Here is a 16,536-nt window from a genome sequence, read left to right on the forward strand (position 1 = left end):
CCCTCCGGGTCGCCCCGCGCCAAAGCCGCCTTCGGGCGGCTTTTTCTTTGCCTGTCCATCTTCGACCTGAATATGTCCTAAGTTGGACCTTGTCCGGCTGAAGCCGCCCCACTAGTATTCGCCATCTTCTGGCCACCGATGCCGGAAGCGACAAGACGGAGACAAAGACTTGGAACGCTGGAGCGGGCTCACGGCCGATGAGATGCAGGTGCTGGAGACGACCTTCTGGTCCTCCGGCGGCTCGCGCCATGGCGTGGCCGAACGGCTGGGCTTTTCCAAGAGCAAGGCCAACGGCCTGATCGCCGGCCTGGTCGAGCAGGGGCTCCTGGCCGAGGCCGGCCTGCAGCGCTCCTCGGGCGGCCGCCGCGCTGAAAACCTCCAACTCAACGGCGCGCTCGGCGTGCTGATCGGCATCGACATCGGCGCCACCAGCCTCGACATCGCGGTGCTGGGCCCGGACCTGCAGCCGCTGGCGCAGCACACCGAGGCGGCCGACGTGCGCCAGGGCCCGGGCGTGGTGCTGGCCCGTGTGCGCGTGCTGATGCGCGAACTGCTGGCGCGCAGCGGCCACGGTGCGAAGCAGGTGCTGGGCATCGGCATCGGCGTGCCCGGGCCGGTCAACTTCCAGATCGGCCAGTTGGTGAACCCGCCGCTGATGCCGGCCTGGGACGGCTTCTCGATCCGCGACGCGCTGCGCGAGGACTACACGGCGCCGGTCTTCGTCGACAACGACGTCAACCTGATGGCGCTGGGCGAGCTCTGGCGCCTCAAGCGCTCGCTGCAGAACTTCCTCGTGATCAAGGTCGGCACCGGCATCGGCTGCGGCATCGTGGTCCACGGCGAGGTCTACCGCGGCGCGGCCGGCTCGGCCGGCGACGTGGGCCACATCTGCGTCGACCAGGAAGGCCCGCGCTGCCATTGCGGCAACCTGGGCTGCGTCGAGGTGATGGCCGCGGGCCCGGCGATCACGCGCATGGCGGTTCAGGCCGCCGAGGCCGGCGAGAGCGAGCTGCTGGCCGAGCGCCTGCGCGCCCAGGGCCGGCTCGACGCCGTCGACGTGGGCCATGCGGGCCGGGCCGGCGACGCCGCGGCCAACGGCATCATCCAGCGCGCGGGCAACCTGCTGGGCCAGATGCTCGCGTCGGTGGTCAATTTCTTCAACCCGTCACATGTGTTCATCGGCGGCGGCATCACGCACATCGGCCCGCTGTTCCTCGCGGCCGTGCGCCAGAGCGTCTACCAGCGCTCGCTGGCGCTGTCGACGCGGCACCTGGAGATCCAGTACACGCCGCTGGGCCCGCAGGCCGGGCTGATCGGCGCGGGCGCGCTCGCGATGCAGGAAACACTGAAGGTCAGGGGGATCGCACCATGAGCGTTGAAAGCACGGGCAAGGCCGGCGTGGCCGTCGCCTTCGACCAGATCGTCAAGGCCTTCGGCCCGGTGCAGGTGCTGCATGGCGTGAGCTTCGCGCTCGAGCCGGGCCGGGTCTACGGCCTGCTGGGCGAGAACGGCGCGGGCAAGTCGACGCTGATGAAGATCCTCGCGGGCTACGAGCAGCCCACGGGTGGCGTGCTGCGCATCAACGGCCAGCCGCAGCAGTTCGCGAGCTCGCGCGATGCCGAGGCGCTGGGCATCGTGCTGATCCACCAGGAGTTCAATCTCGCCGAAGACCTGAGCGTCGCGCAAAACATCTTCCTCGGCCATGAAAAGAAAATGTCGCCCCTTGGCCGCTTTTTCAAGGCGGCCGTCCCCCGAGGGGAGCAAGGAAGCTTGGGGCGGCCCGGCGCTTCCTTGAAAGGCTGGCTGCTCGACGACGCGTCGATGGAGCGCGACGCCGCCGCCGCGCTCGCCGCTGTCGGCCTGCAGGTCGATCCGCGCACCAAGGTGCGCCGGCTGATCGTGGCCGAGAAGCAGCTGGTCGAGATCGCCAAGGCCATCGCGCGCCGCGCGCGGCTGCTGATCATGGACGAGCCCACCGCCACGCTCACGCCCGGCGAGACCGAGCGGCTGTTCAAGCTGATCGCGCAGCTGCGCGCCGACGGCGTGACCATCGTCTACATCTCGCACAAGCTCGACGAGGTGGAGCAGGTGACCGACGACGTGATCGTGATGCGCGACGGCCGCTTCGTCACGCGCTCGCTGACGTCCGAGGTCACACGCCACCAGATGGCCAACCTGATGGTGGGCCGCGAGCTGGCCGACCTCTACCCGCCGCGCGATGCCGTGGTGCGCGAGGTCGCGCCCGCGATGCAGGTGCGCCACTTCAGCGTGCCGGGCTGGGCGCAGGACGCGAGCTTCGAGGTGCGCCCCGGCGAGATCCTCGGCTTCGCCGGCCTGGTCGGCGCGGGCCGCACCGAACTGTTCGAAGGCCTGATGGGCCTGCGCCCGGGCAGCGGCACGGTCGAGATGCTGGGCCGGCCGGTGGTGCTGCGCAACCCGCGCGACGCGGCGCGGCACGGTTTCACCTACCTGAGCGAAGACCGCAAGGGCAAGGGCCTGCACGTGCACTTCGGCCTGCGCCAGAACCTCACGCTGATGGCGCTGGAACGCTATGCGCAGCCCTGGCTCAAGCCCGAGGCCGAGCGCGCCGCGCTGGCCGAGGCGGTGAAGGACTACGGCATCCGCACCGGCGACCTCGATGCGCGCGCGTCGTCGCTGTCGGGCGGCAACCAGCAGAAGCTGGCGCTGGCCAAGGTGCTGCAGCCGCGACCCAAGGTGGTGGTGCTCGACGAGCCGACGCGCGGCGTCGACGTGGGCGCCAAGCGCGACATCTATTTCCTGATCCAGCGACTGGCCCGCGAGGGGCTGGCCGTGATCGTCGTCTCGTCCGAGCTCATGGAGCTGATCGGCCTGTGCCACCGCGTCGCGGTGATGCGCGCGGGCCGGCTCGTGACCACGCTCGATGCCGAACATCTCACCGAAGAAGAGCTCATCGCCCATGCCACCGGAACAGCCGCCAATGAACAACACGCCCACGCCTGAGGTCGCCGCGCACCGCGCCGAATCCAAACCCGGCTGGGCCGCGCGCCTGCACGGGCTCGGTCCGATCATCGGCCTGGTGCTGCTGTGCATCGCGGGCACCTTGCTCAACGGCGACTTCGCCACCGTCGACAACGCGATGAACGTGCTCACGCGCACCGCCTTCATCGGCATCATCGCGGTCGGCATGTGCTTCGTGATCATCTCGGGCGGCATCGACCTGTCGGTGGGCTCGATGGCCGCATTGATCGCGGGCAGCGTGATCATGTTCATCAACTGGGCCGGGCCGGCCACGGGTTCGCCATTGATGGCGGTGATGCTGGGTGCCGGGCTGGCGGTGGTGCTGGGCGCGATGTTCGGGCTCGCGCACGGCCTCCTGATCACCAAGGGCCGCATCGAGCCCTTCATCGTCACGCTGGGCACGCTGGGCATCTTCCGCGCCTACCTGACCTACTTCGCCGACGGCGGCGCGCTCACGCTGGACAACGAGCTGTCGGACCTCTACGCGCCGGTCTACTACGCGAGCCTCGCGGGCATCCCGGTGCCGGTCTGGGTCTTCTTCATCGTGGCGGTGATCGGCGGCGTGATCCTCAACCGCACGGCCTACGGCCGCTACGTGCAGGCCATCGGCTCGAACGAACAGGTGGCGCGCTATGCGGCCGTCGATGTCGACCGCGTGAAGATCCTGACCTACGTGCTGCTGGGCGTGTGCGTGGGCATCGCCACGCTGCTCTACGTGCCGCGCCTGGGCTCGGCCTCGCCGACCACCGGTCTGCTGTGGGAGCTGGAGGCCATCGCCGCAGTGATCGTCGGCGGCACCGCGCTCAAGGGCGGCGCGGGCAGCATCACCGGCACCGTGATCGGCGCGATCCTGCTCTCGGTCATCAGCAACATCCTGAACCTCACCAGCATCATCAGCGTGTACCTCAACGCCGCGGTGCAGGGCTTCGTGATCATCATCGTCGCCTTCCTGCAGCGCGGCCGGCGTTGACCGGCTCCATTTCCCGTCCGTTCCATCCGTTTTCATCACAGGAGACAAAAGCATGAGCTTCCAACACACGAAACGCATCGCCCTCGGCGCCATCGCGGCGGCCGCCGCACTGGCGCTGATGCCCGCCATGGCCGCGGAGAAGGTCAACCTCGGCGTGTCGATCCCGGCCGCCACGCACAGCTTCATGGGCGGCATCAACTACTGGGCCAACCAGGCGAAGAAGGACCTGGAGAAGGAACACAAGGACCTGAAGATCACGATCAAGACCGCCAGCGGCGCGCCCGAACAGGCCAACCAGCTGCAGGACTTCACGACCGTGACCAAGATCAACGCGCTGGTGATCTTCCCCTTCGAATCGGCCGCGCTGACCAAGCCGGTGGCCCAGGTGAAGGCCAAGGGCGCCTACGTGACCGTGGTCGACCGCGGCCTGACCGACACCAGCGCGCAGGACGCCTACGTGGCCGGCGACAACACCGCCTTCGGCCGCATCCCGGCCGAGTACATCGTCAAGCAGCTGGGCGGCAAGGGCAACGTGGTGGCGCTGCGCGGCATCGCGACCACGCTGGACAACGAGCGCATGGACGCCTTCAACGCGGTGCTCAAGGCCAACCCCGACGTCAAGCTGCTCGACGCCAAGTACGCCAACTGGAACCGCGACGATGCCTTCAAGGTCACGCAGGACTACCTGACGCGCTTCAAGAACATCGACGCCATCTGGGCCGCCGACGACGACATGGCCGTGGGCGTGCTGAAAGCCATCGAGCAGGCCAAGCGCGAGGACATCAAGATCGTGTTCGGCGGCGCGGGCGCCAAGGCCATGGTCAAGACCATCCTCGACGGCAAGGACAAGCGCATCGGCGCCGACGTGAGCTACTCGCCCAAGTTCATCTACGACGCGATCAAGCTCACGGCCGAAGCGCGCCTGAAGGGCGAGAAGCTGCCGGCCACGACGATCATTCCTTCGGTGCTGATCACCAAGGACAACGCGAAAGACTTCTACCACCCCGACTCGCCGTTCTAAAAAGCTCGCCCCCAGGCTCCGCGCACTTCGTGTCGCTCCTCCCACCCCCTGCCGGGGGCAACACCAGCGGCCCGGCAAAGCCGGTTCCGCGGTGTTCCACGAAGGAGACAGAGAAGGGCGGGGCCACTGAACCCTGATGGATCGATGAGTACTCCCAATTCCTCGCGCAAGCTGCGCTACGCCATGGTCGGCGGCGGCCGCGATGCCTTCATCGGCGCGGTGCACCGCCACGCCATCGCGCTCGACGGCCAGTGCGAGCTGGTGGCCGGCGCGCTGTCGTCCAACGCCGAGAAGGCGCGCGCTTCGGGCCGCGACCTGTTCCTGGCCGAGGCGCGCAACCATGGCGACTGGCAGGCGCTGCTGGCCGACGAGCTGCGGCGGCCCGCGCACGAGCGCATCGATTTCGTCGTCATCGTGACGCCCAACCATGTGCACTTCCCGGTGGCGCAGGCCTTCGTGGAAGCCGGCTTCCATGTCGTGTGCGACAAGCCTTTGGTGCACACCCAGGCCGAGGCCGATGCATTGGTGCGCGCGGTCGCGCGCCAGGGCACGGTGTTCGGCGTGACCTACAACTACAGCGGCTATCCGATGGTGCGCCAGGCGCGCGCCATGGTGCGCGCCGGCGAGATCGGCGAGATCCGCAAGGTGATCGTCGAGTACAGCCAGGGCTGGCTCGCGACGGCGCTCGAGGCCGGTGGCAACAAGCAGGCCGGCTGGCGCACCGACCCCGCGAAGAGCGGGGCGGCGGGCGCCATCGGCGACATCGGCTCGCATGCCGAGAACCTGGTCGCCACCGTCACCGGCCTGGAGATCGCGCAGCTGTGCGCCGACCTGGGCGCGCTGGTGCCGGGCCGCGCGCTCGACGACGACGCCAACCTGCTGCTGCGCTTCTCGAACGGCGCGCGCGGCGTGCTGGTGGCCTCGCAGATCAACACCGGGCTGGAGAACGACCTGCGCCTGCGCGTGTCGGGCACGCTGGGCACGCTCGATTGGCGGCAGGAGCAGCCCAGCGAACTGGTGCACCACCCGGTCGACGGCCCCAAGCGCATCCTCACGCGCGGTTCGCCCTGGCTGCATGCGGCGGCGCAGCGCGCGAGCCGGCTGCCCAGCGGCCACCCCGAAGGCTTCATCGAGGCCTTCGCGAATGTCTATGCGGGCGTGGTTGCGGACATCCGCGCGCGCCTCGAGGGCGTGGCGGCCGATCCGCTCGCGGCAGACTATCCGCGCGTGGAAGACGGCGCGCGCGGCGTGCGTTTCATCGAACGCACGGTGGCCTCGGCGGCCAGCGCGGCCAAATGGACCGCCTGGTGACGCACTGACTCAGGCCGTCTCGCCCGGCGCCGCGCGCACCGTGTCGCGGCCCGCGGCCTTGGCCGCATAGCAGGCCGCATCGGCGGCCTCGATCCACGCATCGACCGATGCCGTGTCCTCCTGCAGGCTGGCCACGCCGGCACTTGCGCCGACCCGGAGCATGCCCTGCTCCCAGGGCAGGGCGACCGCGTTGATGGCGCGCCGCACGTCGTCGGCGATGCGCATCGCCGTCGCATGCGGGCAGCGCTCCAGCAGCAGCGCGAACTCGTCGCCGCCCATGCGCACCGCGAGGTCGCCCGCGCGCACGCAGGAGGCGATGGCGGTGGCCACGGTCAACAGCATCAGGTCGCCGGCCAGGTGGCCCGCGGTGTCGTTGACGGGCTTGAAGCGGTCGAGGTCGATGAACACCAGCGCGGCCGGCAGCGAGCGCGGCAGGGCATCGACCAGGCGCTGCGCCTGCAGCGCGAAGGCCTTGCGGTTGGCCAGGCCGGTGAGCGGGTCGTGCGTGGCCGACCATTCGAGCTGTTCGCGCGCGGCCTTCTGGGCCTCGATGTCGTTGAGCGTCCAGATGGTGCCCTGCGCGCGGTCCACGTCGTCGACCGGCTTGCTGCGCAGGGCGGCCCAGAAGCGCGTGCCGTCGCAGCGCAGCAGTTGCCATTCGCCCGCGTACGCGAGGCCGGCGCGGAAGGCGGCCTGCTCGTGCGCGCTGAAGGCCGCGAAGTCCTCGTCGGAGCCGAACAGCGCACGCACCGGGCGCACGAGATGCGCCTCCTGGGTGCCGGCCATCAGCCGGCAGAACTCCGCGTTGACCAGTTCGAATTTCGCGCCGTGCACGAAGGCGATGCCCATCGGCGCCGCGCCCATGACCGAGCCCAGCCGGCCCAGCACCTCGGCGTTCTGCTGCTCCAGCGTGACCCGCTCCATGCCCACGCGGCGCAGCACCCGGCTCAGGCTGCCGATCTCGCCCGAGGCCACCGGCCAGCCGGCGTGCGGCTGCAGCAGGCCGTCGAACAGATGCTGGGCGCGGTGCTCGAGCAGCGTCAGCGGCCGCAGCAGCCGCCAGAGAAAGAGCAGCATGGCGCCCGACAGCAGCACGACCAGCGCCGCCGCGCCGATCAGTGCGTTCCTGCGCGCGTCGCGCAGGGGCGCGAGCAGCTCGGCTTCGGCGCGGGTGCGCCAGATCATCCAGTCGGGTCCGGGCACGCCCGCGGCGCTGACCACCTCGCCCGGTTGCGGCAGCACCAGCCCCTGGGGTTCGACGGGCGAACCATGGGCCACCCAGGCGGCGAAGGCCTGGTTCAGCCGCGCATCGTCCGACAGCAGCGTCATGATCCGGCGGCGGTCGGGGTGGGCCAGCACGCGGCCCTGCCCATCGGTCACCACCACGATCGCCGAGGCCTCGTTGCCTTGCGCGTCGACCAGGCCGTCGAGCAGGTCGCGGCCGCTCAGGCGCAGGGAGCCGCCGAGCACCGCGTAGATGCCGTCGGCGTTGCGCGCCGGTTGCGTCAGCACGATCACCGGCTCGCCGCTGACCTTGCTGGGCAGCGGCTCCGACACCAGGGAGCGGCCTTCGCTCAGGGTGCGGCGGAAGTAGTCGCGGTCGTTCAGGTCGATGCGCGGGCGGCTGCTGCCGGTCTCGTCCACGAAGATCCGGACCTCGCCCGCGGCCGTGGCCGCGAAGAGATTGCTGTAGAGGTTGCGCAGCACCGGCTGGCCTTCGAAGAAGCGGGCGATGCCCGCGTCGTCGGCCAGCGTGGCGGCATCGAGCCGGAAAGCCACCGCCTGCAGCGCGCGCTGCAGACCGACCACGCGGCGCGACAGCAGGGCCGCGGTGCGCGCGGCCTCGCTGACTTCGCGCTGGTGCTCGGCCCGCAGCGTGTCCTGCTCGGCACGGCTGATCAGCAGCACCGCGGTCAATCCGATGCCCAGCACCAGGGCCGCGATGCCGCCGACGGTGATGCGCGCCTTGAGCGATCCCATCGCACGGCGCAGGCTCCTCATTCGGGTGTTCGTCGCAGTGTGTGGCATGGCAAGGACGAGGATTCGTTGGAGGGAGGACCACCGCCCGGCTTCGGCAGGCGACGTCGGCCATTGTGGCCGGTCATCGGCGGATCGGGTGATCCGGGCCGGGCCGGATGCGCGTAGGCACCTGCCCACAGCACTTCGCGGCACAGCGTGCGCCGCGCCATGGCGGGGGCCGCCTAGGATCACAGCCCATGAGCTCGCCGTCTTCCGCCGCCGCCGCCGCACCGCGCACCGACGACCTGGTGGTCGCGCGGCCCGAGGGCCTCTATTGCCCGCCCGGCGATTTCTACATCGACCCCTGGCGGCCCGTGGACCGGGCCGTGATCACGCATGCGCATTCGGACCACGCGCGCGTCGGCCACGGCCACTACCTCGCCCACACCGACAGTGAGGGCACGCTGCGCACCCGGCTCGGCGCCGACATCGCGCTGCAGACGCTGCCCTACGGCCAGGCCATCGAACACCACGGCGTGCGCATCTCGCTGCACCCGGCCGGCCATGTGCTGGGCTCGGCCCAGGTGCGGCTCGAACACGGCGGCCGCGTCTGGGTGGCCTCGGGCGACTACAAGACCGAGCCCGACGGCACCTGCACGCCCTTCGAGCCCGTGCCCTGCGACACCTTCATCACCGAGTCCACCTTCGGCCTGCCGATCTACCGCTGGCCCACGCAGGCGGTGCTGTGCGCGGAAATCAACGACTGGTGGCGCCGCAATGCCGACGAGGGCCGCGCCTCGGTGCTGTTCTGCTATGCCTTCGGCAAGGCGCAGCGCATCCTGCACGGCGTCGATGCGGGCATCGGGCCGATCGTGGTGCATGGCGCGGTCGAACCGCTGAATGCGGTGTACCGCGCGGCCGGCGTGGCCTTGCCGCCCACGCTGCGCGTGAGCGACCCCGGTGTCGACGCGCCACTGCTCAAGCGTGCGCTGGTGCTGGCGCCGCCCTCGGCCCAGGGCACGCCCTGGATGCGGCGCTTCGGCAACTACGTCGATGCCTTCGCCAGCGGCTGGATGCAGCTGCGCGGCACGCGCCGCCGCCGCGGGGTGGACCGCGGCTTCGTGATGAGCGACCACGCCGACTGGCCCGGGTTGCAGCGTGCGATCGCCGGCACCGGCGCCGAGCGCGTGTTCGTCACCCATGGCAGCGTGGCGGTGCTGGTGCGCTGGCTCACGGAGAACGGGCTGGAGGCGCAGGGCTTCCAGACGGCGTACGGGGAGGAGGATGGCGAGGAGGTGCCGGCTGCTTCGACGGTGGTGCGCGAGGAGGGCGCCGAAAGCCCCCCTCCCGGCCTTCGCCCAGAGGGGGAAGGAGGAACACCGTGAAGGCCTTTGCCGCGCTGTACCGCGAGCTCGACGCCACCACCTCGAGCCTGGCCAAGCAGGCCGCGCTGCAGCGCTACCTGCACACGGCCGCGCCCGAGGACAGCGCCTGGGCCGTTTACTTCCTGGCCGGCGGCAAGCCGCGCCAGCTGGTGCCGACCAAGCTGCTGCGGCTTCTCGCGCAGGAGGCCGCGGGCCTGCCCGAGTGGCTGTTCGACGAAAGCTACGAAGCGGTGGGCGACCTGGCCGAGACCATCGCGCTGCTGCTGCCGCCGCCCACCGAGACGCACGAACTCGGCCTCGCGGCCTGGATCACGCAGCGCCTGCTGCCACTGCGCAAGCTGCCGCCCGAGAAGCTCGTGGCCGCGCTGCGCGCGCAGTGGCCGCAGCTCGCGGTCGAGGAGCGGCTGGTGTACTTCAAGCTCATCACCGGCAGCTTCCGCGTGGGCGTGTCGCGGCTGCAGGTCACGCAGGCGCTGGCGGCGGTGGGCGCGCTCGACCCCAAGCGCGTCGCGCAGCGGCTCATGGGCTACACCCACATCGGCGGCCAGCCGAGCGCGGCCGACTATGCGGGCCTGATCGCGCCCGAGAACGGCAGCGAGCTCAACCAGAAGACCAGCGGCCAGCCCTATCCCTTCTTCCTCGCGCACCCCTTCAACCTGCCGCTGGAACAGTTCGATGCGGTGCTGGGCCCACCCACGGACTGGATCGTCGAGTGGAAGTGGGATGGCATCCGCGCGCAGCTGGTCAAGCGCGCGGGCGTGGTGTCGCTGTGGTCGCGCGGCGAAGAACTCGTGACCGACCGCTTTCCCGAGCTGGCGCTGATGGGCGAGGCGCTGCCCGACGGCACGGTGCTCGATGGCGAGATCGTGGTGTGGCGCAAGGACGAGACTTCGCCGGAGGGCGAAGGCCGCGTGCAGCCCTTCGCCGAACTGCAGCGCCGCATCGGCCGCAAGACGCTGGGCCCCAAGCTGCTGCGCGAGATCCCGGTGGTGCTGCTGGGCTACGACCTGCTCGAATGGGAAGGCCAGGACATGCGTGCGCAGCCGCAGCAGGCACGCCGCGCACTGCTCGATGCGTTGATCGCGCAGCTGCGCCATCCGCAGCTCATCGCGAGCCCGTTGCTCGAAGGCGCCGATTGGGCCGACCTGGCGCGCCAGCGCGAGGCCGCGCGCGCGATGGGCGTCGAAGGGATGATGCTCAAGCAGCGCCATGCGCACTACGGCGTGGGCCGCACCAAGGACGTGGGCACCTGGTGGAAGTGGAAGATCGATCCGCTGAGCGTCGATGCGGTGCTGATCTACGCGCAGCGCGGCCACGGCCGCCGCGCCAGCCTCTACAGCGACTACACCTTCGCGGTCTGGGACGGCCCGCCCGATGCGCCCGAGCGCAAGCTGGTGCCCTTCGCCAAAGCCTACTCGGGCCTCACCGATGTCGAGATGGGCCGCGTCGACGCGGTGATCCGCAAGACCACCATCGAAAGCTTCGGCCCGGTGCGCAGCGTCAAACCCACGCTGGTGTTCGAACTGGGCTTCGAAGGCATCGCGCGCAGCCCGCGCCACAAGAGCGGCATCGCGGTGCGCTTTCCGCGCATGCTGCGCTGGCGCGAGGACAAGCCGGTGGAGGAGGCCGACACGCTGGAGACGCTCGAGGCGCTGCTGCCCGCGCAGCGCTGAAGCCTGCTAGCCACCCCCGAACAGCTGCGCCACCGTGCGCCGCAGCCAGGCGTTACCCGCGTCCGCGTGGAAGCGCTCGTGCCAGTGCTGCTTGACGGCGTAGGCGGGCAGGGCGAAGGGCAGCTCCATCAATCGCACCGGCTCCTGCGTGGCCAGCACCTCGCCCAGCACGCGCGGCACGATCACCACCAGTTCGGTGTGGGCCACGATGCGCGCCACGCTCAGGAAGCTCGACAGCCGCGCCACCACGTTGCGCTGCACGCCCAGGCGCGCCAGCGTGGTGTCGACGATCGCATGGCCGGTGCCGGAGGACGAGATCACCGCATGGGCCTCGGCCTCGAAGCGCTTCTTCGTGAGCCGCGCGCCGACGCGCGGGTGGTTCCGCGCCACCAGCGCCACGAAGTTCTGCATGAACAGCGTCTGCTGGTAGAAGCCCGCATCCAGCTGCGGCATGAAGCCCACCGCCAGGTCGACCTCGCCGTCCTCGAGCCGGCGGCCGCTGGCCGTGGAGATGATCTCGGTCTCCAGGTGCACGCCGGGCGCCACGCGCCGCAGGTGGTCGAGCAGGCCGGGCAGCAGCACCACCTCGCTGATGTCGGTCATGCAGATCCGGAAGTTCCGCCGGGCCTGGGCCGCGTCGAAGGCGCTGCGGCTGCCGCGCGCGGCTTCCAGCTGGGCCAGCGCCTCGCGCAGGTGCGGGTGGATGCGCTGGGCGTGCGGTGTCGGCTGCATGCCGCGCGCGGTGCGGGTGAACAGCCGGTCGTCGAAGTGCTCGCGCAGCTTGTTGAGCATGGTGCTGGCGGCCGCCTGCGCCAGCCCCAGCTGCTCGGCCGCCTTCGACACGCTGCCGGTCTTGTAGACCGCGTCGAACACGGCGAGCCAGTCGAGATCGAGTTTGGACATGCGGGCGGCTCCTGAAGGCGAAGCCTGCATTATCGAAAAACGAAATACCGGGTATCTTCTGCAGGGCTTGAAGCCATAGTGGGGGCGGCGAACAATGGCGGACCCGGCACCGCAGCCGGGCCGACCCAAGAGACAAGCCCATGAACGACGCCTCGACTGCCGACGAACGCCGCGCCTACTACGAGCGCATCCAGCCGCTGCACCTCACGCCGCTGTGGGAGTCGCTGCATGCGCTGGTGCCGCGCGAGCCGCAGACGCCTTGCGTGCCCGCGCTCTGGCGCTACGACGCGATCCGGCCGCTGCTGATGGCATCGGCCGATCTCATCACCGCCGAAGAAGCCGTGCGCCGCGTGCTGGTGCTGGAGAACCCGGCCATTCCCGGGCGCTCGTCGATCACGCAGTCGCTCTACGCGGGCCTGCAGCTGATCATGCCGGGCGAGGTGGCGCCCTCGCACCGCCACGTGCAGTCGGCGCTGCGCTTCATCGTCGATGGCAAGGGGGCCTACACCACGGTGGGTGGCGAACGCACGACCATGCACCCGGGCGACTTCATCATCACGCCCTCGTGGGCCTGGCACGACCATGGCAACGAGGGCATCGAGGGTGTGAGCGAACCGGTGGTGTGGCTCGACGGCCTCGACATCCCGATGGTGCGTTTCTTCGACGCCGGCTTCGCCGAGAACGACGACGCCAAGGTGCAGCACGTGGCACGGCCCGAGGGCCACAGCCTGGCGCGCTTCGGCCACAACATGGTGCCGGTGCGGCACGACCACAGCTCGGCCACCTCGCCGATCTTCAACTACCCCTACGCCCGCAGCCGCGAAGCCCTGGCGCAGCTGCAGAAGCAGGAGGCACCCGACGCCTGGCTGGGCCACAAGCTGCGCTACATCAACCCGCTGACCGGCGGCGCGCCGATGCCGACCATCGCGACCCACCTGCAGCTGCTGCCGCGCGGCTTCGCGGGCCAGGCGCATCGCGCCACCGACGGCGCGGTCTACAGCGTGGTCGAAGGCCGCGGCACGGCCGAGATCGCGGGCCAGCGTTTCGACTTCGGCCCGCGCGACACCTTCGTCGTGCCCTCGTGGGCGCCGCTGAAGCTCGCGGCCGCCGACGAGGTGGTGCTGTTCAGTTTTTCCGACCGCCCGGTCCAGCAGGCCATGGGCGTGCTGCGGGAAGCCTTCCTCGAAGACTGAGCGCTTCAGGTCTCGGTCCTTTCATCTTTCATGCGCCGCCGCGTGCGGCAGGAGCCCCCATGTCCTTTGCCTTCACCCCACCCGCGATCGTCGGCCTGCCCATCGCCGGCAGCGACGATCGTTTCCCCGTGCGCCGCGTCTACTGCGTGGGCCGCAACTACGCGGCCCATGCACGCGAGATGGGCTTCGACCCCGAGCGCGAGCCGCCCTTCTTCTTCTGCAAGCCCAACGACGACGCCTCGGTGGTGCCGGTGGCCGAGGGCTCGACCGCCACGCTGCCCTACCCGCCGCTGACGAAGAACTACCACTACGAGGCCGAGCTGGTGGTGGCCATCGGCAAGGGCGGGCGCGACATCGCGCTGGCCGATGCGGCCTCGCATGTGTTCGGCTATGCGGTGGGCCTGGACATGACGCGCCGCGACCTGCAGATCGCCGCGCGCGAAAAGGGCCGGCCCTGGGAAGTGGGCAAGGCCTTCGATTTCTCCGCGCCCATCGCGCCCATCGTGCGCCGTGACGCGGCGCCCGATGTGCAGCGCGCGGGCATCGTGCTCGAGGTCGACGGCACGGTGCGCCAGCAGGCCACCATCGCGCACCTGATCTGGTCGATCGACGAGGTCATCGCCAACCTGTCCTCGCTGTTCACGCTGCAGCCCGGCGACCTGATCTTCACCGGCACGCCCGAGGGTGTGGGCGCGGTGCAGCCGGGCCAGACCCTGACCGTGCGCATCGACGGGCTGCTCTCGCTGTCGGTGCGCATCGACTGAGCCGGAGCCTTGCGATGAACCCCACAACCCAAGCCGCGCCCCGCGTGCTGCTGATCGGCGGCGGCATCGGCGGCATGGCGGCCGCCCTGGCGCTGGCGCGGCAGGGCCTCGCGGTCGAACTGCTGGAGCAGAGCCATGCCATCGGCGAGATCGGCGCCGGCCTGCAGCTGGGCCCCAACGCCTTCGCCGCGCTCGACGCGCTGGGCGTGGGCGAGGCGGTGCGCGCGGGATCGGTCTTCACCGACCGGCTGGTGATGATGGACGCGGTCGATTGCCGCGAGGTCGCCTCGGTGCCGGTGGGCGAGGCCTTCCGCGCGCGCTTCGGCAACCCTTATGCGGTGAGCCACCGCGCCGACCTGCACGGCGCGCTGCATGCGGCGGTGCAGCGGCAGCCGCTGGTGCGCGTGCACACGGGCGCGCAGGTCGAGGTGCTGGAACTCGGCGGCGCGCAGGTGCGGGCCGTCACGCGCGACGGCCGGGTCTTCACGGCCGATGCGGTGGTCGGCTGCGACGGCGTGAAGTCGGTGGTGCGCGAACGACTGGTCGGCGATGCGCCGCGCGTGTCGGGCCATGTGGTGTACCGCGCGGTGGTGCCGGCCGAGGACATGCCGGCCGACCTGCGCTGGAACGCGCCGGTGGTCTGGGCCGGCCCCGACTGCCACCTGGTGCACTATCCGCTGCGCCACGGCGAGCAGTACAACCTGGTCGTGACCTTCCACAGCCGCGAGCCGGAAGTCTGGGGTGTGAGCGACGGCAGCAAGGCCGAGGTGCTGTCGTACTTCGACGGCGTGCATGCGCGCCCGCGCCAATTGCTCGACCGGCCCACCTCCTGGCGCCGCTGGAGCACGGCCGACCGCGAACCCATCGCCCACTGGAGCGCGGGCCACGCCACGCTGCTGGGCGACGCGGCGCATCCCATGATGCAGTACCTGGCGCAGGGCGCCTGCATGGCGCTGGAGGACGCGGTGACGCTGGGTGCCGCGGTGCAGGCCTGCCGTGCGGCCGACGGCGTGGACGACCTGCCCGCGGCCTTCCGGCTCTATGCCTCGGCCCGGGTGGGGCGCACCGCGCGCGTGGTGCTGTCGGTGCGCGAGATGGGCCGGCTCTACCATGCCAAGGGTGTCGAACGCCTGGTGCGCAACGGCCTCTGGGTGGGTCGCACGCCCGAGCGCTTCTACGATGCGGTCGAGTGGCTCTACGACTGGCGGCCCGAGCGGTGCCTGGACGAGGCCGATGCGGCACTGCGGCCCGAACGCCAGCGACATCCGGCCGACGCCTGAAGGCGCGATGATCGGTGTCGCGCCAAGAGAAGAAAACCTTCCATCGCAGATCCATCCACCAGGAGACTTCCCCATGCCTTCGATGCCCCGTCTGTTCGCCCCGGCCGCCGCCGCCCTGCTGCTGGTGCTCCATGCCGGCGCCCATGCGCAGACCGCCGCCGCCGACTTCCCGAACAAGCCCGTCACGCTGGTCACGCCCTTCGCGGCGGGCAGCGGCCCCGACGCGGTGCTGCGGCTGGTGTCCGACAAGCTCTCGCGGCTCTGGGGCCAGCGCGTGGTGGTCGACAACAAGCCCGGCGGCGGCGGCTTCATCGCGATCGACCAGGCGAAGCGCGCCGCACCCGACGGCTACACGCTGCTGCAGCTCGACAGCGAGCACATCGCCGCGCTGCCGCACCTCTACAAGTCGCGCAACTTCGTCACGCTGCAGCATTTCGACCCGGTGGCCTCGCTGTTCCGCACGCCCTTCTTCGTGGCCGTGGGCACGGATTCCAAGTGGAAGAACATGAGCGACCTGATCGCCGATGCCAAGGCGCATCCGGGCCAGGTCAGCTACGGCTCCTGGGGCGTGGGCAGCCCGGGCCATCTCGGTGGCCAGCAGCTCGACGCGCTGGCCGGCACGCGCATGCAGCACGTGCCCTACCGCGAGGTCTCGCAGCTGTTCGCCAACGTGGGGGCGGGCGACGTGCCGTGGAGCTTCGCGAGCATCCCGTCGAGCCAGGGCATCTACAAGGCCGGCAAGCTGCGCTACCTGGCGATCGCCGCGCCCAAGCGCATTCCGCAGATGCCCGACGTGCCGACCATGGCCGAGGCGGGCGGCCCGCCCTCGCTGGAGGTCAATTCCTTCGTCTCGCTGCTCGCGCCCAAGGGCGTGCCGGCCGCGGTCAAGGCGAAAATCAACGCCGATGTCGCCAAGGTCATCGCCGACCCCGAGATCCGTGCCCGCTTCGACACCTTCGCCTTCGAGCCCCTGGCCTGGTCGCCGGAGGAAATCCAGCGCAATGCCGAAGCCAAGTCCAAGGTCTACGGCGAGCTGGTCCGCATCGGCAACATCAGCCTCGAGTAACGTCTTCCTCC

Annotated in this window: 13 protein-coding genes; 11 read left to right on the forward strand and 2 right to left on the reverse strand. The window is 70.4% G+C overall.

Annotated elements, in window-relative coordinates:
- Positions 1 to 202: 202 nt before the first annotated feature.
- The 5 genes from QTI20_RS28815 (at position 203) to QTI20_RS28835 (ending at position 6,302) form a co-directional block, all read left to right on the forward strand.
- Entirely contained in the window at positions 203 to 1,372 is a 1,170-nt protein-coding gene (locus tag QTI20_RS28815; RefSeq protein WP_286555921.1) for an ROK family protein, read from the forward strand.
- Positions 1,369 to 2,982, forward strand: coding sequence for a sugar ABC transporter ATP-binding protein (locus QTI20_RS28820; RefSeq protein WP_286555857.1), 1,614 nt, complete (start codon positions 1,369 to 1,371; stop codon positions 2,980 to 2,982). The genes QTI20_RS28815 and QTI20_RS28820 overlap by 4 nt, the downstream gene beginning before the upstream one ends.
- On the forward strand, positions 2,939 to 3,970 hold the full coding sequence (locus QTI20_RS28825) for an ABC transporter permease (protein WP_503011453.1): 1,032 nt from the start codon (positions 2,939 to 2,941) through the stop codon (positions 3,968 to 3,970). The genes QTI20_RS28820 and QTI20_RS28825 overlap by 44 nt, the downstream gene beginning before the upstream one ends.
- A gap of 118 nt (positions 3,971 to 4,088) precedes the next feature.
- Positions 4,089 to 4,991: a substrate-binding domain-containing protein gene (locus QTI20_RS28830; protein WP_286555920.1), complete on the forward strand. Its 903-nt coding sequence runs from the start codon at positions 4,089 to 4,091 to the stop codon at positions 4,989 to 4,991.
- Between the two features lie 144 nt (positions 4,992 to 5,135).
- Positions 5,136 to 6,302 (forward strand): Gfo/Idh/MocA family protein, encoded by a 1,167-nt coding sequence (locus QTI20_RS28835; protein ID WP_286555854.1) that lies wholly within the window; start codon positions 5,136 to 5,138, stop codon positions 6,300 to 6,302.
- A 9-nt stretch (positions 6,303 to 6,311) separates the two neighbouring features.
- Here QTI20_RS28835 and QTI20_RS28840 read toward each other — a convergent pair whose 3' ends face one another.
- A complete protein-coding gene (locus QTI20_RS28840; protein ID WP_286555852.1) occupies positions 6,312 to 8,303 on the reverse strand; it encodes a sensor domain-containing diguanylate cyclase in 1,992 nt (663 codons plus the stop codon).
- A gap of 215 nt (positions 8,304 to 8,518) precedes the next feature.
- Between QTI20_RS28840 and QTI20_RS28845 the strand changes: the two genes are divergently transcribed.
- Positions 8,519 to 9,646 (forward strand): ligase-associated DNA damage response exonuclease, encoded by a 1,128-nt coding sequence (locus QTI20_RS28845; protein WP_286555851.1) that lies wholly within the window; start codon positions 8,519 to 8,521, stop codon positions 9,644 to 9,646.
- Complete coding sequence (locus tag QTI20_RS28850; protein WP_286555850.1) at positions 9,643 to 11,319, forward strand: ATP-dependent DNA ligase; 1,677 nt, start codon at positions 9,643 to 9,645, stop codon at positions 11,317 to 11,319. The genes QTI20_RS28845 and QTI20_RS28850 overlap by 4 nt, the downstream gene beginning before the upstream one ends.
- Before the next feature lie 6 nt (positions 11,320 to 11,325).
- Here QTI20_RS28850 and QTI20_RS28855 read toward each other — a convergent pair whose 3' ends face one another.
- Positions 11,326 to 12,222 carry a LysR family transcriptional regulator gene (locus QTI20_RS28855; RefSeq protein ID WP_286555849.1) on the reverse strand — a complete coding sequence of 299 codons (897 nt, stop codon included), beginning with the start codon at positions 12,220 to 12,222 and terminating at the stop codon, positions 11,326 to 11,328.
- 140 nt (positions 12,223 to 12,362) lie between these two features.
- On the opposite strand from QTI20_RS28855, the gene gtdA reads away from it, so the two are divergent.
- The 4 genes from gtdA (at position 12,363) to QTI20_RS28875 (ending at position 16,525) form a co-directional block, all read left to right on the forward strand.
- Positions 12,363 to 13,415 (forward strand): gentisate 1,2-dioxygenase, encoded by a 1,053-nt coding sequence (gene gtdA / locus QTI20_RS28860; RefSeq protein ID WP_286555848.1) that lies wholly within the window; start codon positions 12,363 to 12,365, stop codon positions 13,413 to 13,415.
- A gap of 59 nt (positions 13,416 to 13,474) precedes the next feature.
- On the forward strand, positions 13,475 to 14,179 hold the full coding sequence (locus QTI20_RS28865) for a fumarylacetoacetate hydrolase family protein (RefSeq protein ID WP_286555846.1): 705 nt from the start codon (positions 13,475 to 13,477) through the stop codon (positions 14,177 to 14,179).
- A 14-nt stretch (positions 14,180 to 14,193) separates the two neighbouring features.
- A complete protein-coding gene (locus tag QTI20_RS28870; protein WP_286555845.1) occupies positions 14,194 to 15,459 on the forward strand; it encodes a 3-hydroxybenzoate 6-monooxygenase in 1,266 nt (421 codons plus the stop codon).
- 73 nt (positions 15,460 to 15,532) lie between these two features.
- Entirely contained in the window at positions 15,533 to 16,525 is a 993-nt protein-coding gene (locus tag QTI20_RS28875; protein ID WP_503011452.1) for a Bug family tripartite tricarboxylate transporter substrate binding protein, read from the forward strand.
- Positions 16,526 to 16,536: the final 11 nt, after the last annotated feature.

The organism is Variovorax sp. J2P1-31 (assembly GCF_030317215.1).
GTDB lineage: Bacteria > Pseudomonadota > Gammaproteobacteria > Burkholderiales > Burkholderiaceae_C > Variovorax.